Source organism: Mycobacterium sp. NGS22, from assembly GCF_059813095.1.
Window position 1 is genome coordinate 1 of record NZ_JCALDY010000036.1, and the last position, 17,590, is coordinate 17,590.

The 17,590-nt window shown below is 67.4% G+C and carries 19 protein-coding genes and 1 tRNA gene; 8 read left to right on the forward strand and 12 right to left on the reverse strand.

Annotated features, from left to right (window positions below):
- Positions 1-736: 736 nt before the first annotated feature.
- Entirely contained in the window at positions 737-1,207 is a 471-nt protein-coding gene (locus tag AC5Y47_RS22980; protein WP_499946562.1) for a hypothetical protein, read from the reverse strand.
- The gene (locus AC5Y47_RS22985) at positions 1,200-1,544 is read right to left on the reverse strand and encodes a hypothetical protein (protein WP_499946563.1); all 345 of its coding nucleotides are present in this window, start codon (positions 1,542-1,544) and stop codon (positions 1,200-1,202) included. Before AC5Y47_RS22985 ends, AC5Y47_RS22980 begins: the two co-directional genes overlap by 8 nt.
- Positions 1,545-1,807: 263 nt before the next feature.
- Between AC5Y47_RS22985 and AC5Y47_RS22990 the strand changes: the two genes are divergently transcribed.
- A complete protein-coding gene (locus AC5Y47_RS22990) occupies positions 1,808-2,074 on the forward strand; it encodes a hypothetical protein (protein WP_499946564.1) in 267 nt (88 codons plus the stop codon).
- 273 nt (positions 2,075-2,347) lie between these two features.
- Here the strand turns inward: AC5Y47_RS22990 and AC5Y47_RS22995 are convergent.
- The 5 genes from AC5Y47_RS22995 to AC5Y47_RS23015 all read right to left on the reverse strand — a co-directional run bounded on the left by AC5Y47_RS22995 (position 2,348) and on the right by AC5Y47_RS23015 (position 6,696).
- Positions 2,348-2,420: transfer RNA gene (locus AC5Y47_RS22995), tRNA-Ala, on the reverse strand.
- A gap of 49 nt (positions 2,421-2,469) precedes the next feature.
- Entirely contained in the window at positions 2,470-3,543 is a 1,074-nt protein-coding gene (sepX, locus tag AC5Y47_RS23000) for a divisome protein SepX/GlpR (RefSeq protein ID WP_499946565.1), read from the reverse strand.
- 245 nt (positions 3,544-3,788) lie between these two features.
- Positions 3,789-4,442, reverse strand: coding sequence for a GNAT family N-acetyltransferase (locus AC5Y47_RS23005; protein ID WP_499946566.1), 654 nt, complete (start codon positions 4,440-4,442; stop codon positions 3,789-3,791).
- 16 nt (positions 4,443-4,458) lie between these two features.
- Positions 4,459-5,739, reverse strand: a complete 1,281-nt coding sequence (gene glp / locus AC5Y47_RS23010) for a molybdotransferase-like divisome protein Glp (protein WP_499946567.1) — start codon at positions 5,737-5,739, stop codon at positions 4,459-4,461.
- A 51-nt stretch (positions 5,740-5,790) separates the two neighbouring features.
- Complete coding sequence (locus AC5Y47_RS23015) at positions 5,791-6,696, reverse strand: UTP--glucose-1-phosphate uridylyltransferase (protein ID WP_499946568.1); 906 nt, start codon at positions 6,694-6,696, stop codon at positions 5,791-5,793.
- A gap of 79 nt (positions 6,697-6,775) precedes the next feature.
- On the opposite strand from AC5Y47_RS23015, the gene AC5Y47_RS23020 reads away from it, so the two are divergent.
- The 5 genes from AC5Y47_RS23020 (at position 6,776) to mscL (ending at position 9,924) form a co-directional block, all read left to right on the forward strand.
- The gene (locus AC5Y47_RS23020) at positions 6,776-7,369 is read left to right on the forward strand and encodes a 5-formyltetrahydrofolate cyclo-ligase (RefSeq protein ID WP_499946569.1); all 594 of its coding nucleotides are present in this window, start codon (positions 6,776-6,778) and stop codon (positions 7,367-7,369) included.
- A gap of 75 nt (positions 7,370-7,444) precedes the next feature.
- Positions 7,445-7,774, forward strand: coding sequence for an FmdB family zinc ribbon protein (locus AC5Y47_RS23025; RefSeq protein WP_499946592.1), 330 nt, complete (start codon positions 7,445-7,447; stop codon positions 7,772-7,774).
- Between the two features lie 74 nt (positions 7,775-7,848).
- Positions 7,849-8,499 (forward strand): SAF domain-containing protein, encoded by a 651-nt coding sequence (locus AC5Y47_RS23030; protein ID WP_499946570.1) that lies wholly within the window; start codon positions 7,849-7,851, stop codon positions 8,497-8,499.
- A gap of 79 nt (positions 8,500-8,578) precedes the next feature.
- Positions 8,579-9,382, forward strand: coding sequence for a polyprenyl synthetase family protein (locus tag AC5Y47_RS23035; protein ID WP_499946593.1), 804 nt, complete (start codon positions 8,579-8,581; stop codon positions 9,380-9,382).
- Positions 9,383-9,447: 65 nt separating this feature from the next.
- Positions 9,448-9,924: a large-conductance mechanosensitive channel protein MscL gene (gene mscL / locus AC5Y47_RS23040; protein WP_499946571.1), complete on the forward strand. Its 477-nt coding sequence runs from the start codon at positions 9,448-9,450 to the stop codon at positions 9,922-9,924.
- Positions 9,925-9,931: 7 nt separating this feature from the next.
- Here mscL and AC5Y47_RS23045 read toward each other — a convergent pair whose 3' ends face one another.
- The 5 genes from AC5Y47_RS23045 to rpmF form a co-directional block, all read right to left on the reverse strand.
- Positions 9,932-10,477 carry a MogA/MoaB family molybdenum cofactor biosynthesis protein gene (locus AC5Y47_RS23045; protein WP_499946594.1) on the reverse strand — a complete coding sequence of 182 codons (546 nt, stop codon included), beginning with the start codon at positions 10,475-10,477 and terminating at the stop codon, positions 9,932-9,934.
- Positions 10,477-11,925 (reverse strand): S1C family serine protease, encoded by a 1,449-nt coding sequence (locus AC5Y47_RS23050; RefSeq protein WP_499946572.1) that lies wholly within the window; start codon positions 11,923-11,925, stop codon positions 10,477-10,479. Before AC5Y47_RS23050 ends, AC5Y47_RS23045 begins: the two co-directional genes overlap by 1 nt.
- Before the next feature lie 113 nt (positions 11,926-12,038).
- Entirely contained in the window at positions 12,039-13,535 is a 1,497-nt protein-coding gene (locus tag AC5Y47_RS23055; RefSeq protein WP_499946573.1) for a HAMP domain-containing sensor histidine kinase, read from the reverse strand.
- Positions 13,535-14,221 (reverse strand): two-component system response regulator MprA, encoded by a 687-nt coding sequence (gene mprA / locus AC5Y47_RS23060; protein WP_499946574.1) that lies wholly within the window; start codon positions 14,219-14,221, stop codon positions 13,535-13,537. Before mprA ends, AC5Y47_RS23055 begins: the two co-directional genes overlap by 1 nt.
- Before the next feature lie 121 nt (positions 14,222-14,342).
- A complete protein-coding gene (gene rpmF, locus AC5Y47_RS23065; protein ID WP_499946575.1) occupies positions 14,343-14,516 on the reverse strand; it encodes a 50S ribosomal protein L32 in 174 nt (57 codons plus the stop codon).
- A 245-nt stretch (positions 14,517-14,761) separates the two neighbouring features.
- Here rpmF and AC5Y47_RS23070 point away from each other — a divergent pair, with 245 nt between their 5' ends.
- Together AC5Y47_RS23070 and AC5Y47_RS23075 are read left to right on the forward strand one after the other, a co-directional pair.
- Positions 14,762-16,444: an acyclic terpene utilization AtuA family protein gene (locus tag AC5Y47_RS23070; RefSeq protein WP_499946576.1), complete on the forward strand. Its 1,683-nt coding sequence runs from the start codon at positions 14,762-14,764 to the stop codon at positions 16,442-16,444.
- Complete coding sequence (locus AC5Y47_RS23075) at positions 16,441-17,589, forward strand: acyl-CoA dehydrogenase family protein (RefSeq protein WP_499946577.1); 1,149 nt, start codon at positions 16,441-16,443, stop codon at positions 17,587-17,589. The genes AC5Y47_RS23070 and AC5Y47_RS23075 overlap by 4 nt, the downstream gene beginning before the upstream one ends.
- Position 17,590: the final 1 nt, after the last annotated feature.

Sequence of the window (17,590 nt, forward strand, 5' to 3'; positions counted from 1 at the left end):
GAAGCCCAGTCTTCCAAAGAGATCACCCATCCAATCTGATTGGGTGGCCTACTTTTCAACCGTCGCGACTGGCCGGGTTTTCAACCGTCGTTAACAGTCGGTGGTATCAAGCAACACAGGCATGAGCGCCCCCGTATCAGAACACGGCCAGTGGCGTCGCGTCTGTCCTGAACGACGGTCTCATTATCCATTAAACGCAGAGGGCCGATCAGGCCCTTCGTCCTGCGCATTTCCTGTGTGCTCGCAGGGACCTATTCTCACGGCGATGATGCGGCTGGCGGCTGAGGCGGGGCTGCGACGCGCCTGAGTCGCTCAAGTGCGGACCGACGACGTCGTCGAAGGGGTCGGTGGGCCACAGCTGGTCGTGCGCGGCAAGGGCGGCAAGACCAGGGTGGTGCCGATCAGCAACTCGCTTTCCGCAACGCTGCAGGCGGGCAGGCGCTGTCGGGCACACCCGGTATCTGCCGGCGTCCGGCTGGCTGTTCCTGCCTGGCCCGCCGAGCGGGCACCTGACCCCGCAGCACGTCGGCGACCTGGTCTCCGCGGCACTTTCAGGGGACTGGTCGATGCACAAGCTGTGCCATCGCTTCGCTACCGCGCCTACCGCGGCAGCCGCAACCTACGCTCCGTCCAAGTGCTGCTCGGCCACAGTTCGACAGCCACAACCGAGCGCTAGCGCTACACCGCGGTCGACGACGACGAATACGCGCTGCCGCGAGGGCTGCCTATCAACCAACTAGGTGAGAGCGAGCTGCTTCTCAATCTCGACCGTTGACGCTTCACCGAACAGAGGCCCCTCCCTCGGTTCTTTAAATCCGGCGCCTTTGCTCCAGACCGGCAAGTGGCTGAAATCGCCCTTTTGGCGCTCATAGATCGCATTCACGACTTCCCCGACTGTCATCGGGTTCTCGTAACTATCCCTCATCTGTCTGACACCGGGAGTCGGTAGCGACGTTTCGCCCTCTGGGGGTGATACCGGCTGACCGACTTGGACGAACATGAACCGTTGGTCGCCGGGAAAATAGCACGCGATCGTCCCGCCCGTCTCAGCGAAATAGTGCGCCATCTGGCCATTAAGCACGTCATTCATGAGGTCGGATGCAACGCACACAATCGTGTTGCGCACCCACGAAAATCTAGACCCGAAGGCTGGGTCACGCCGCATTTGCGCGAACGCAAACGTCGCGATGGTGTGCGGGTCAACCATCGATCCACTCCCTCGCACGCTGTTGCCAAGTACGGCTTATCAGGGCCAACTGGCGGTCCCACTCTTGACTAACTGTAACTCCGTCGCCGCTAGAGAGCGACACGATCGTCTCGCGTATCCCCAGGTCATCGGCAGGGTCGCTGCTCTGCTTGAAGATATGACGATGAACCTCGGAGTGGCATATGTCGATGCGTAGCACCCGGTGCCGTTGCGCCTCTGGACCCTCCTCGACTCGACGGGCGTTGATCACGATTGCCCAATCGATGTTGTAGCCCTTCCAGATCGCGAATCGGTATACCAACTCGAATAACCATCCGTCGATAGGTTGTCCCAGCACGCTCACCACGGTGTCGCGGTGAAGTTCACTTTCTGGGTAGTCCCTCGGGCTGTATGGCTGCGTCGGGGTGGCGGGGTACCCAAAATTAATCGGACGAACGACGCGGCGCCTTGGCTTGGGTCGACGCCGCGGGCCAGGCATGGCGCAACTTTAGCGACGCGCACTGACAACCCACGTGGCGCGTCCGCCACTCAACTGTGAATGTGTCGGCGTTCTATTGGCGCCTTTGATCAGGTCGGCAGGCGACCGCGATACTGGCCAGCGTGAGTGACGCAGACGAGACCGACGCGGCCGAACGCTGGCTCGATCAATTGGACCCTGACGACCCGACGGTTCGGGCGTACGACGTCCAGGCCATCAGTGCGGCAGCCGGCCAGCTGCGCGTTGCGGTCGCGGACGCGTTGGCTCGCGGCGTGCCGGCTCGCGTGATCAACGTGTCGATCGAGCGACTCGAGGACCACCTGAGCGTATTGCTGCGCGCGGGCGAAACCATTCCGCTCGGGCAGCTGCGCGACGACCTGAATCCCTGAATCCGGACGGCTAACGGTTCGGCGACATGCCGCCCAGCACTACAGCGAAGCCTTATGACCTGATCGGCCGGCTCGGCGCTGAATCGACTAACCGCCCGCAACCCGTCCCGCAGCGCTGGCCCGCTGTGCTCACCGCCGGTCTTTGGCCTCGACGCCGTGCGGTCAACCTCGATGCTGCGATTCAACAGGCGACGGCGAAGTCCTGCGGCCCCGCTGCGGCCCCGGCGCAAATCCCAAACTGACGCGAAAAACGAAACCGCTGCTCAAACTCTGTGGAGCTAGGGAGATTCGAACTCCCGACCTACTCGATGCGAACGAGTCGCGCTACCAACTGCGCCATAGCCCCTGATCGCTAGCAGGCTACCAGCCGCCAGAGCATCAAGCCGAACCGCGGGCTACTGGCCGACGGCACGCGGAAGATCCCGCGGCCAGCCGTAGTTGCGCGCGGACACGGCGTACTCCAGGTGTTCGAAGATGGGGTCCTCGTCGTCGATCTCCAGGACCACCGCACCCGGGCGCCGCAACCGCGACGGCACCAGGTCGTAGTCGCGGTCTTCGGTGTTCTCCACGCCCATGCGTGCGCGCGCCATCCGGCGCATCCGGCGGCGGCGCACCTGCTCCTCGATGCGGGTCTGGCGGCGCAGATAGAACAGGTAACTCAGCGTGATCGTGGTGGCGGCACCGCACAGCCACCAGGCCACCGGGGTCACCTCGAACGCGGTGATGGCCGAGCCGATCAGCACGAGCGCCATCGCCACCAGCATCTTCTTGCGGAAGGCGTACTTGCGGGCGCTGACGGCCGCGGCCGTCTTGTTCTCGTACCGACGCCGGCGCGACGCACCCACGGCGTAGGCGGGCGGTGCGTCATCCATGTCGTCGTCCTCGGGCTCCAAACCCGAAGAGTCCTCGACATATTCGTACTCGTCGTCGGCGAGTTCGTCGTCGGTGTCCTCGGTGTGGTCCTCGGATTCGACCTCATCGTCCGCGGTGCCGTCGACCGCGAGCAACGCCGGTCCCTCGGCCGCCGCTGCGCTGGCGCCCACCGGCAGAGCGGCGGCATCCTCGTCGACCACGTCGACGTCCAGGTAGTCGGGCTCGGAAACCCCGGTCTCCTTGTCCGCCCTGGCCATTGCCGTGACGACGGACCGACGGCGCATCACCACGTCGGTGTCTTCGTCCTCGAGTACCGGCAGGTCGTGGTCCTTGTCGGCGTCGGCGAACGGGCCATCGATCGGCTCGGTCTCCCACTCTTCCTCGGGCTTCCAGTCCGGGTCGCTGCGGTGACCGGCGGCCGGCCCGGAACGCCTGAGCAGTCGCGCGCCGGCACCGCCGTTGAGCACCCTGGTCGCCAGGGCCACGTCGCTGGTGCGGCGGACCGCATCTCGTTTGCTGATCAGCATCGGCACCAGCACGAACAACCAGAGCACCACAAGCGAGATCCACAACAACGACTGCGGGATGCTTGGCATCTTGACCTGCTCTCTTCGGTTCCGATCCCCGCGAGGCAACTCGTTGACCTGCGCGGCCGGGTCTGTCGTGACCAGGGCAATTACACACCTGTAATTTGCCTCTTTCAAGCATCACACGCCACATATGTCACGTTAGCCACAGAATTATTTCGGTTGCCTCACCATCGCGCGCACCTATTGCTCGCGAACAGACGCAAAGGCCCCTGATTTCGGCACGAAATAGGTGCTTTTGCGTCTGCTCGGCGTTAGACCCAGCTGGCGCGACCGGCCCGGACCAGCGTCGATGCGACCGATCCGTACACCTCTTCGACGGTCAACGCCACCAACATGTGGTCCCGCCACGCGCGGTCGACCTCGAGATAACGGCGCAGCAGCCCCTCTTCCCGGAACCCGGCCTTGGCCAACACGGCGCGGCTCGCCCCGTTTTCCGGACGGACGGTCGCCTCTACCCGATGCAACATCACCGGCCCGAAACAGTGGTCGACGCCCAGCGCCACCGCCCCGGTCGCCACCCCGCCGCCGGTGCATTCGCTGGACACCCAATAACCGATCCACGCCGAGCGCAACGCCCCGTGCGTGACGTTGCCGATGGTCAACTGCCCGCAGAATTGCCCGTCGAGTTCGATGACGTAGGGCAGCATCCGTCCCTTGCGCGCTTCGGCACGCAGCCCCGAGCACACCGTCGGCCACGCCGCAACGTTGTGCCGGATAGACCAGTCGCCGTCGGCGCTGGGTTCCCACGGCTCGAGCTGCGCGCGGTCGGCCAGCCGGATCCGGCTCCATTGCGCGCCGTCGCGCATCCGCACTGCTCGTAACCGGATCACCCCAGCGGCCACCCGCAGCGGACCGACACTCATCGGCCAACCAGGATGCCGGGAGCTGGACCGCAGCAGGTTCACGGGGACCGATCGACGCTCAGCCGTGCTGAGCCAGGAAGGCGACGTCGACGATTTCCCCGGTGCGGATCTGCTCGGCGCCGCTGGGAACCACCACCAGACAGTTCGCCTCGGCAAGCGTGGCCAACAGGTGTGACGACGCGCCGGGCGCCCCGCCCAAGGCCTGGACGAGATACTCCCCGCTCTCCTGATCCCGCATTAGTTGGCCGCGCAGATAACCTTTGCGCCCGGCCACCGAGGTGATCGGCGACAACGTGCGCGCCTGTACGACCCGGCGCATCGGATGCCGCTTGCCCAGCGACAGCCGGATCAGCGGGCGGACCATCACCTCGAACACCACCAACGCGCTGACCGGATTGGCCGGCAGCAGAAACGTCGGCACCCCGTCGCGGCCGAGCTGCCCGAACCCCTGGACCGAGCCCGGATGCATGGCCACCCGCACGACCTCCATGTCACCGAGCTCGGACAGCACCGAGCGCACCGCCTCGGCCGCCGCGCCGCCCACTCCGCCGGCGATCACCAGCACTTCGGCGCGACTGAGCTGGCCTTCGACGATCTCGCCGAGTTCCTTGGGGTTGTTGCTGACGATGCCGACCCGATTCACCTCGGCGCCGGCGTCGCGGCCCGCGGCGGCCAGCGCGTAGGAGTTGACGTCGTAGACCTGCCCGTTTCCCGGGTTGCGCGAGATGTCCACGAGTTCACCGCCCACGGCCATCACCGACAGTCGCGGGCGCGGGTGCACCAGCACCCGTTCGCGACCGACGGCCGCCAGCAAGCCGACCTGGGCAGCGCCGATGATCGTCCCGGACCGCACCGCCACGTCGCCGGGCTGCACGTCGTCGCCGGTGCGACGGACATAGGCGCCCGACGGCGCGCCACGCAGAATCCGTACCCGGTTCATCCCGCCGTCGGTCCAGCGCAGCGGCAACACCGCGTCGGCCAGGGTCGGCAGCGGCGCCCCGGTCTGCACCCGGGCAGCCTGGCGTGGTTGCAGCCGGCTGGGGGTACGCGCTCCGGCTTCGATGGTGCCCATGACCGGCAGGGTCACCACTTCCCGACCCTCGATGCTGCCGTCCTCGCCGACGGCCTCGACCGGTCCGGAATCACCGACACCGAGCACGTCGACGCTGCGCACCGCGTACCCGTCGATGGCGGCTTGGTCGAAACCGGGCAACGGACGCTCGGTCACGACCTCTTCGGCGCACAACAGTCCTTGCGCCTCGGCAATGGCAACTCTGATCGGCCTCGGAGCCACCGCGGCTGCCGATATCCGGGCCTGTTGCTCTTCCACAGAACGCACAGTGCGCGCCTTCCTGCCGTGCGGACCTGAACCCGCGCGCCGGCTTGCCGGCTACTGTTCGGTCAGGCCCAATCGCGCCACCAACCACCGCCGCAGTTCCGGGCCGTAGTCGTCACGATCCAAAGCAAAGTCAACCGCAGCCTTGAGGTAGCCGCCGGGATTTCCCAAGTCGTGTCGGGATCCGCGGTGCACGACCACGTGTACCGGGTGGCCTTCGGCGATCAGAAGCGCAATGGCATCGGTGAGCTGCACTTCGCCGCCGGCCCCACGGTCGATGCGGCGCAGGGCGTCGAAAATCGCGCGGTCGAGCACATACCGGCCCGCGGCGGCGAACAGCGAGGGCGCGTGTTCGGTCTTGGGCTTTTCCACCATGCCCTTGACCCGCAACACGTCGGTGGCCTCGGGTATCGGGTCGACGTCGAAAACGCCGTAGGCGCTGATCTCTTCCGGCGACACCTCGATGGCGCACAGCACCGTGCCGCCGTACTGCGCACGCACCTGCGACATCGTCTCCAAGACCCCGGTCGGCAGTACCAGGTCGTCGGGCAGCAGCACCATGACGGCGTCTTCGTCGGCGGTCAGGGTCGGTTCCACGCAACTGATGGCATGCCCCAACCCGAGCGGCTCGGCCTGCACCACGGACTCGACCTTGATCAGCGCCGGGGCACGACGAACCTTGGCCAGCATGGCCTTCTTACCGCGGGCCTCGAGGGTCCCCTCCAGCACCAGATCCTCGACGAAGTGGGCGACGACGCCGTCCTTGCCTTCCGAGGTGATGATCACCAGACGTTCGGCGCCGGCGTCGGCCGCCTCGGCGGCGACCAGCTCGATGCCGGGGGTGTCGACGACGGGCAACAGCTCCTTGGGAACGGTCTTGGTCGCGGGCAGAAATCGAGTTCCCAAGCCGGCAGCGGGGACGATCGCCGTGAACGGGACCGGGACTTGAGGGCGTGACATCGTTCACAACCATAGCCCGGCACGGGCGCATGGTCGGCGAGAACGCCGCAGCCGCGGGCGGTCTGTCATCGTTAGAGCGATGACCACCGCGAGCAAGGCTGCGTTGCGGGACCGACTGTCCCGGGCCCGGCGGCACGTTGCCGACGACGTGCGCGCCGCCGAGGCCAGGATGCTCAGCGATCATCTGGAACGCACTCTGAGCAGCGGTGTCACCGTATGCGCCTATGTGCCGGTGGGATCGGAACCCGGATCGGTCGACATGCTCGACGTGTTGCTGCGCCGGGCGGGCCGCGTGCTGTTGCCGGTAGCGCGAACGGCCGCCGACGACACGCCGCTGCCGCTGCGCTGGGGTGAGTACTTCCCCGGCCGACTGGTGACCGGACGCTGGGGGTTGCTCGAACCGCCCGAGCCGTGGCTACCGGAGACGGCCCTGGGAGAAGCCGCGGTGGTGCTGCTGCCGGCGCTGGCGGTGGACCGGCGCGGTACCCGGCTGGGCCGGGGCCGCGGTTTCTACGACCGGTCGCTGGCGGTGCGCGACCCGCAGGCGATGCTGGTCGCGGTGGTGCGGGATGCGGAACTGGTCGACGAGTTGCCGTCCGAACGACACGATGTCCCGATGAGTCACGTGCTCACACCCGCATCGGGGATGGTCGCTCTGCCGATCGGGGAATGATCGGTATCACGTGGCGGTTCTAGCACTTGAGACGGTAGAGTGCTAACTCAGGCTTATTATCATCCGGAGGTTTTTGTGCCCACGTACAGCTACGCGTGCACCGAATGCGACAACCGCTTCGACAAGGTGCAGGCCTTCACCGAGGACGCGCTGACCACCTGCGACAAGTGCTCAGGCCGGCTGCGCAAACTGTTCAATTCGGTCGGGGTGGTGTTCAAGGGCAGCGGGTTCTACCGCACCGACAGCCGCGAGGCCGGCAAGAAAGAGAAGAGCGCGACCAACGGCTCCTCGACGAGCGATTCGACCTCGACCTCAGAAACCAAGTCCTCCAGCGACAGCAAATCGTCGGGTTCGACCGAGAAAGCCAGCACCTCCACGGCCTCGGCAACGGCCGCGTCGAGCTGACGCTTCCGCGGTTATCCACAGTCGGCCTCTGAGCCGGCGGCGTCATAGCGAAACGCCGCTTAACGTGTGACGGCGTGCGGGAACCGTCACTCAATCCCACACTGCTCAGCCGGATCTCGGCATTCGTCCGCCCGGACTGGACTCGAACCGTGCTGGCCCGGCGCATCGCCGCGGGCGGGCTCGTCGTGCTGGCCGGCGTTGCTGCGGTGCGCCCCGACCCCGACGGCACCCGGGTCGACGTGGTGGTCGCCGTCCACGATCTGAAACCCGGCACCGCGCTGACCGCCGGCGACGTGCGGCTGGAACAGCGCTCGCCGACGTCGATTCCGGACGGCTCGCAGACCAGCCTCGAGGTCGTGCTCGGTGTGACGCTGGCCGGTCCCGCCCGGCGCGGGGAAGTCCTCACCGACGTCCGGCTGCTGGGGAGCCGGTTGGCCGATTCCACTGCCGGTCCGGGCGCCCGGATCGTGCCGCTGCATCTGTCGGACACCGCCCTGGTCGACCTGCTGCGGGTCGGCGACGTCGTCGACGTTCTCGCCGCGCCGGACACCGACACACCCGTCGCTTCGCGGATGCTGGCAACTGATGCCGTCGTGGTGTTGATCTCGGCACCGCAGAAATCCCCAGGATCCGATCGGGTGCTGCTGGTGGCGCTGCCGGGCCGGATCGCAGCCGGGGTGGCCGCGGCGGCACTGGGCCGGGCCGTCACCGTCGTCCTGCACTGAATCCCCGCCGCGGCAACGCAATTCGGCACCGCGCCGCGGTAGCCCCTATGTTGGACAGGTGAGCCTTACCTCAGAAAGCGTGCTCGACTGTCTGCAGCTGGGCGACACGCGGTTCGCCGCCGGCGTCCGCGACGGTGTCGCCCGGATCGAGGATCTGATCAGCAGCGAACTCGGCGACGGTGACGAGATGATCCGCGAAGCGATGCAGCATCCGTTCGACGCCGGGGACACCGAACTGCGGCCGCTCTTCACCGTGCTTGCCGCGCAACTAGGTCCCGAACCCGATTCCTGGCAGGTCACGGTCGTGGGCGCGGCTCTCGAGTTGATCCACCTGGCGACGCTGTGTCACTCCGCGGTTGCCGACGACGTTGCCGTCGCCGACGATGCGGCGGCCCGGTGGAACACCAACCTGGCAATCCTGGCAGGCGACTACCGGTACGCGGTGGCGTCGCGGTTGGGTTCCCGGCTGGGCCCGCAGGCCTTCGCGGTGATCGCCGAGACCTTCGCCGAGTTGGTCTCCGGGCAGATGCGCCAGACGCGAGGTGTCTCGCCGGGCGCCGACCCGGCCGAGCACCACCTGCGGGTCGCGCGGGAGCGGACCGGTTCCCTCATCGCCGCGTGCGGTCAGTTGGGTGCGCTGTGCGCCGGCGCCTCAGCCGACGTGGTCCAGCGTCTGTCCCGGTTGGGCAGGTTGGTCGGCACGGCGTCCCACCTCTCGCACGCCCTGGCCGCGGCCGAGGCAGCGGCGACAGCCGATCAGGCGCGCGAGGAATTGGTCGGCCTGCCCGATTCCGCGAGCCGGCAGGCCTTCTCGACGCTGATCGACTGCGCGATCCGTGGGCGTGGCGACCAGCACGGCATCATGGCAAACGGTGCCGACTGAGCTAGGTTTTCATTCGGGGTTGGAATTCCGGATCAATGTGGGCCCATTGCAGAAAGGACGTACTGATGCTCAAAGGGTTCAAGGAGTTTCTGTCGCGGGGCAATATCGTCGACCTGTCGGTCGCGGTGGTCATCGGTACTGCGTTCACGGCGCTGGTCACTGCCTTCACCGACAGCATCATCAAACCGCTGGTCAGCTCGATCGGCGTCGGTCAGACGTCACAGGTCGGGCTGCTGAAGATCCACATCGCCGGCGAGGGAGAATCCGCCAAGTACATCGACTTCAACGTCGTGCTGTCGTCGGCGATCAACTTCTTCCTGGTCGCGGCGGTCGTGTATTTCCTGGTGGTGCTGCCCTACAGCAAGCTGCGCAAGCAGGGCGAGGTCGAGCAGGCCGACGACGCGCAGGTCGTCCTGCTCCAGGAGATCCGCGACCTGCTCGCGAGCCAGACCGGCGGCAGCAGCTCGGGTCGGCACGGCGGGGCTCAGGGAGCTTTCGAGTTGTCACCACGGCCCGAGCACGGGCCCCGCGCCGACGCTTGAGCCGGACTCAGATCTCCAGGCTGGACAGCTGGCCGATGATGTAGGCCGCGAGCGGATTCAGCGTTGCCATCCCGTCGCGCACCGCGTATCGCGACCCGGCCAGGTTGACCACCAACGTGCTGCCGGAGACCCCGGCCAGCCCGCGTGACAGCCCGGCATCGGTGATGCCGGCCGACAGACCCGAGGCGCGGATGGCCTCGGCGATGCCCAGGATTTCCCGGTCCAGGATCTCGCGGGTGGCCTCGGGTGCGACGTCGCGCGGCGTGACTCCCGTCCCGCCGACAGACACCACCAGGTCCACCCCGCCGATGACGGCGGTGTTCAACGCGTTGCGGATCTCGACCTCGTCGGCCTCGACCGCCACCACACCGTCGACGACGAACCCGGCCTCGGTCAGCAATTCGGTGACCAGCGGGCCGCTGTGGTCCTCGTCGCCGTGCGCGGTGCGGTCGTCGACGACGACGACCAGCGCCCGCCCGACAACCAACTCCGCGCCCTGTTCCATGGGTGCCACCGTATATCCGAGGTCTGACAGCTGCCCCTCGACCTTCATCACTGGTCCGCCTTTCCGAGCGTGACTTGCACCGTGCGGCTGCCACCCGCGGGATCTTGATAGGTCAGCGACACTTTGTCGCCGGGCGCTTTGGAACGCACCGCGGCAACCAACGCGTCGGCGCTGTTGATCGGCCGGTCGTCGACCTTGGTGACGATGACACCCTTGGGCACACCGGCGTTGGCCGCGGCGCCGTTGGCCACCACCTCCATCACCTTGGCACCCGGGGCGTCCTTGTCGGTGGTGACCTGAACGCCCAGCGAGGCGTGCGACGCCTTGCCGGTGCTGATCAACTCGTCGGCGATCCGTTTGGCCTGGTCGACCGGGATCGCGAAGCCGAGCCCGATCGAGCCGCTCTGCGCGTCGCCGGAATCGGCGCCCAGCGTGGCGATGGCCGAGTTGATGCCGACCAGCTGGCTGCTCATGTTGACCAGGGCCCCGCCGGAGTTGCCCGGGTTGATCGCGGCGTCGGTCTGAATCGCATCCAGCACGGTGTTCTGGTTGCCGGCCTCGCCCGTGGTGGACACCGGCCGGTTGAGCGCGCTGACGATGCCGGTGGTGACCGTGCCGGCCAGTCCCAGCGGCGACCCGATCGCCAACACCGGTTGGCCGACCCGCAGTCCCGACGAAGAGCCCATCGAGATCGGGGTCAAGCCGGAGACGCCCTGCACCCGGATGACGGCGATGTCACTGGTCGGATCGGCACCGACCACGCTGAACGACGCGGTACGGCCGTCGGAGAAGGTCACGGTGGTCTTCGGCGGCGGACTGTTGGCGGGCGGTTTGGCCGCTGCCGCGACGACGTGGTTGTTGGTCAGGATCAGCCCGTCAGCCGACAGGATGACCCCGGAGCCTTCCTCGGACGCGCGGCCCAGGTCGGTCTCGAGCATGACGACGCTGGGCACCACCTTGGCTGCGACCTGCTCGACCGAGCCTGCGGGCATGTTGGCGGCCGGAACACTCGGCGCCGCCCCCGGCGACGCCGAAGTGCCTCTGCCGGACCCGGATTGGTGGCCCAATTCGACGACGGTCGCGGCCGCGCCGCCGATGCCGGCCGATACCACCGCGATGGCCAGCGCACCGAAGATCAGGCCTCCGGACCGACGCCGCCGCGGCGGCGGTGCCATCGGCGGCAGCATCCCCGGGATCGGACCCGACATGGTCGGACCGGGGAGCGGTCCGGGCCCCGTGACGGTCGGTATCGGGCGCGAACCCGTCGCGCCGGGCAGCGGCCCGGAACCCGTGTTGTGGGGTATCGGGCCCGCGCCGGTGCCGCTGAGCGGATCGAAGGAACGAAACGGCTGCTGCGGCGACGGCTGATAGCGCCAGTCGAACTGCTGGTTGTAGCTTTGCTGCCCCTGGGCATAGGCGGGAGGCACAGGCTGATTAGGCGTGGCGCTGTAACCCGGCTGCTGCGGCGGTGGCGAATACCTCGGGTGATTCGTCATGTCGCTAAGACGCTCTTCCTCTACTACTTGGGGCTTCAAGGCCTACTCGAGCATGCGTTGCTTGCATGGCTTGGTTTTCAACACTAACTGCACAACCACCCTGCGCGCGCGGACTAAGAATCCACTGAGATGACATTCGCCGAACCCCGTGAGCTCTCCGGGTCGCCGTGATTTGTGTCACTGTCGGTCGGCGGATACACCGCACTGGGCATCGGGCGGCCGGGTAGCAGCACGTAGATCGAAGTCCCGGGCGGCTGGGCGCCCGGTTCGGTGTCCTCGACACGCAGCGATCCACCATGGTTGAGCACCACCTGCTTGACGATCGCCAGTCCCAGACCCGAGCCCGGCATCGCGCGCGCGGAGGCGGACCGGTAGAACCGCTCGAACACCAGGCGCCGCTCCTGCGGCGGGATGCCGGGACCGTGGTCGGAGACCACCAGTTCGGCGTGGGACGGGTCGAGTTGACGCAGCCGCACTCCCACCCGACCACCCGGCGGACTCCACTTGGCGGCGTTGTCCATCAGGTTCAACGCAGCCCGCGACAGCCCGGCCGGATCACCGTAGACCTGCCACGGAACGACCTCGACGTCGAAGTGAATGTCGTTGCGACGACGACGAACTCGTTCCAGACTGCGGTCGATGACGTCGGTCATGTCGACCGGCTCGTGCACGGCTTGGCCGGCATCACCGCGGGTCAGGTCCACCAGATCGCCGACCAGCGTCGACAATTCCTCGATCTGACCCAGGACGTCGGCGCGCAGGTCGACCATCTCCTGTTCGGGCAGCCGCGGGGCGCCGGGGGCCATCGAGGCCATCAGCAGTTCGACGTTGGTCCGCAAGGACGTGAGCGGTGTACGCAATTCGTGTCCGGCGTCGGTGACCAGCCGCGCCTGGCGTTCCCGCGATTCGGCCAGCGCACGCAGCATCAGGTTGAACGCCTCGGTGAGCCGGGCCAGCTCGTCGCTGCCGAAGACCGGGATCGGACGCAGGTCGTCGGTGCGGGCCACCCGTTCGGCCGCCTCGGTGAGCCGGCCGACCGGACGCAGGCCGGCCCGGGTGACCATTCCGCCGGCCACCGCGGCCACCGCCACGCCGACGCCGCCGACCATCACGAGCACGAAACGCAGTCTGCTCATCACGTGTTCGGTGGGCTCGAGGCTCTTGGAGATGAGCAACGAGCTGCCGTTGGGCAGATGGATGGCAAGCACCCGCTGACCGGCGGCGGTGCGCCGGGACATGAACAGGTCTCCGCGGATGACCGCCTTCTCCGGGGTTCCGACGGGCAGGGTCTGTCCCGGCTGGTTGGCGGTGTAGATGGACCGGCCCGGGTTCACCAGCATCGCGTTGACGTCCGAATAGGCGGTGCCCTCGATGGCCTTGCCCGGATCGGCCGCCAGCGAACCGCTGGCGATGAGCAGCTGGGCACGGCTCTGCAGCTGGTTGTCGAGGTCGGTGTACAGCGCGGCCGAGATCACCGCGTAGACGGCGAAGGAGATCAGCACGACCACCATCGCCACCATGGACATCGCCAGCAGCATCACCCGCCACCGCAGCGACAGGGAGCTCGTCGCTCGCAGCGGCGCGCGCCGTTTGCGGCGGAAACCGAGCATCAGGGCGGTGTTTCGCGTAGCACGTAACCCACACCGCGCACGGTGTGGATCAGCCGCGGCTCGCCGTCGGCCTCGGTCTTACGCCGTAGGTACCCGACGTACACCTCCAGAGCATTGCCTGAGGTGGGGAAATCGAATCCCCAGACCTCTTCCAGGATGCGGCTGCGGGTCAGCACCCGGCGCGGATTGGCGATCAGCATCTCCAGCAACGCGAATTCGGTTCGGGTGAGGCTGATTCGGCGCTGGCCGCGGGTGACCTCGCGGGTCACCGGGTCCAGGGTCAGATCGGAGAACCGCATCGCCACCGATTCCGCGACGTCCTCGGGCTTGGTGCGGCGCAGCAGCGCCCGCATCCGGGCCAGCAGTTCTTCCAGGGCGAACGGCTTGGGCAGGTAGTCGTCGGCTCCGGCGTCCAGACCTGCCACGCGCTCGGAGACGGAATCGCGCGCCGTCAGCACCAGGATGGGCAGGTCGTCGCCGGTGCTGCGGAGCTGACGGCACACCTCCAGGCCGTCCAGCCGCGGCATCATCACATCCAGAACGACCGCATCGGGCCGGTCGCTGGCAATTCGCTCGAGCGCCTCCACGCCGTCATGGGCCAGTTCCACCGAGTAGCCGTTGAAGGCAAGCGACCTGCGCAGCGACTCGCGCACCGCACGGTCGTCGTCGACGACAAGTATTCGCACGGGGCTCAGTGTCGTACGAAGGCCTGAGAGCGGGCTGAGAGGCGCGCCGACCGGACGACAAAGCGGGCCACCCGGTGGTCCGCTGAGGAGTCGGTCAATCCAGCGTTTGTCAGCCGCTTTGTCAGCGCTTGTCGAGGTCGATCAGGCCCAGGCGAGCGGCCTTGAGCAGCCGCCGCGGCACCTTGTGTTTTTGACCGGCAACGTTGACGCCCACCAGCTCGGTGGCGGTGGCCTTCCACTGCGAGCGCCGGCTGCGGGTATTCGAGCGCGACATCCTGCGCTTGGGTGTGGCCATGGTCGGGCCTGACTCCTCGTTCGGGGTTTCGGTCGGGTGTGTCGCGCGGCATCCTTCGCCCGCGTGGCGACAGTTGCCGATCAGGATAGTCGGTGGACCTGCTGGTCGCCAAAATCGGGCCGGGTCGGAGGCTTTGCGGGGGTCCGAGCCGGTTGACGCGACACCGGCGGTACCCGCTAACCTACCGGTTGGTTGGTTGATCGATCCCGACGGAGGGAGGACGCGCATTGGCCCGTTCTGGTGCCGTGCGTATCGCGAACTGCTCCGGTTTCTACGGTGACCGGCTTTCAGCCATGCGCGAAATGCTCACCGGCGGTGAGGTGGACTATCTCACCGGCGACTATCTGGCCGAGCTGACCATGCTGATTCTGGGCCGCGACCGGATGAAAAATCCCGACCGCGGCTACGCGAAGACCTTCCTGACCCAGCTCGAGGAGTGTCTGGGCCTGGCCCACGAGCGTGGGGTGCGCATCGTCGCCAACGCCGGCGGCCTCAACCCCGCCGGACTGGCCGACGCGGTGCGCGCCCTGGCCGAGCGGCTGGGTGTCCCGGTCCGGGTGGCCCACGTCGAGGGCGACGACCTGCAACCCCGCGCCGCCGAACTGGGACTGGGTTCACCCCTGACGGCCAACGCCTACCTGGGCGGATGGGGCATCGCGGACTGCCTGGCCGCCGGCGCCGACGTCGTGGTCACCGGCCGGGTCACCGACGCTTCGGTGATCGTCGGGTCGGCCGCCGCGCACTTCGGTTGGGGCCGCACCGACTACGACCGGCTCGCCGGCGCCGTCGTCGCCGGCCACGTCATCGAGTGCGGCACCCAGGCCACTGGCGGCAACTTCTCCTTCTTCACCGAGATACCGGACCTGACCTACCCCGGCTTCCCGCTGGCCGAGGTCGACGCCGACGGATCGGCGGTGATCACCAAGCATGCCGGCACCGGCGGCCTGGTCAGCGTCGACTCTGTCACCGCCCAACTGCTCTACGAGATCACCGGCGCCCGCTACGCCAACCCGGACGTGACGGCCCGGATGGACAGCGTCCAGCTCGCCCAGGACGGACCTGACCGGGTCCGCATCAGCGGCGTCGTCGGCGAACCGCCCCCGCCGACACTGAAGGTGTCGCTGAACAGCATCGGCGGATTCCGCAACTCCATGACGTTCGTGCTGACCGGACTGGACATCGAGGCGAAAGCGGAGTTGGTGCGACGCCAGCTCGAGGCCACGATGACGGTGCAGCCCGCCGAGTTGGAGTGGACACTGTCGCGCACCGACCGCCCCGACGCGGACACCGAACAGACCGCCAGCGCGCTGCTCAGCTGCGTCGTGCGTGACCCCGACCCCGCCAACGTGGGACGCAAATTCTCCGGTGCCGCAGTCGAATTGGCGCTGGCCAGCTATCCGGGATTCACCGCCACCGCCCCGCCCGGCGACGGTCAGGTGTACGGGGTGTTCACTCCCGGCTATGTCGACGCCGGCCTGGTGCCGCACGTCGCGGTGCACGCTGACGGTACGCGTATCGAGATCGAGCCTGCCGCAGACACTTTGGTGCTGGAACCGGCGGCTGCGCCGGCCCTGCCGGAGCCGTTGCCGGCCGGACCGACCCGGCGGGTGCCGCTGGGACTGATCGCGGGCGCGCGCAGTGGTGACAAGGGCGGCTCGGCCAATGTGGGGGTGTGGGTCCGCACCGACGAGCAGTGGCGGTGGCTGGCCAACACCTTGACCGTCGAACTGCTCAAGGAACTTCTTCCCGAAGCGGGCGGCCTGGAAGTGACCCGGCACGTATTGCCCAATCTGCGGGCGGTGAATTTCGTGATCGAGGGAATCCTCGGCCAAGGCGTCGCCTACCAGGCGCGCTTCGACCCGCAGGCCAAGGGGCTGGGTGAATGGTTGCGCAGCCGCCACGTCGACATTCCGGAGAGGTTGTTGTGAGCATCTGGACCACCCCCGAACGCGAACAGTTGCGAAAGACCGTGCGGTCGTTCGCCGAACGGGAAATCCTGCCCAACATCGACGAATGGGAACGCACCGGTGATCTTCCCCGCGACCTGCACCGGCGTGCGGGTGAGGCGGGCCTGCTGGGGGCGAACTTCCCCGAGGCGGTCGGTGGTGGCGGCGGGGACGGCGTCGACGCGGTGATCATCTGCGAGGAAATGCACCAGTCCGGCGCGCCGGGCGGGGTGTTCGCCTCGCTGTTCACCTGCGGGATCGCGGTGCCGCACATGATCGCATCCGGCGATGAGCGACTGATCGACACCTACGTGCGTCCGACGTTGGCCGGCGAGAAGATCGGCTCATTGGCCATCACCGAACCCGGCGGCGGATCCGACGTCGGGCATCTGCGGACATCGGCCGTGCGGGACGGCGATCACTACGTGATCAACGGGGCCAAGACCTACATCACTTCGGGGGTGCGCGCCGACTTCGTCGTGACCGCGGTACGCACCGGCGGGCCCGGCGCGGGCGGAGTTTCGCTGGTCGTCGTCGACAAGGACACGCCCGGCTTCGAGGTGAGCCGAAAGCTGGACAAGATGGGCTGGCGGTCCTCCGATACCGCCGAGCTCTCGTACACCGACGTCCGGGTGCCCGTCGCGAACCTCGTCGGGGCGGAGAACAGCGGCTTCCTGCAGATCGCACAGGCATTCGTCTCCGAACGCATCGGCCTTGCCGCGCAAGCATATTCGAGTGCGCAGCGCTGCCTGGACATCACCGCGCAATGGTGTCGCGACCGGGAAACTTTTGGCCGGCCGTTGATTTCGCGGCAGGCGGTGCAGAACACGCTCGCCGAGATGGCGCGGCGCATCGACGTCGCCCGTGTCTACGCCCGGCATGTCGTGGAACGTCAGTTGGCCGGAGAGGACAACCTGATCGCCGAGGTGTGCTTCGCCAAGAACACTGCCGTCGAGGCCGGCGAGTGGGTGGCCAATCAAGGCGTCCAGTTGTTCGGCGGCATGGGGTACATGGCGGAGTCAGAGATCGAACGCCAGTACCGGGACATGAGAATCATCGGCATCGGCGGCGGAACCACCGAAATCCTCACCGCCCTGGCCGCCAAACTCCTGGGATACCAATCATGAC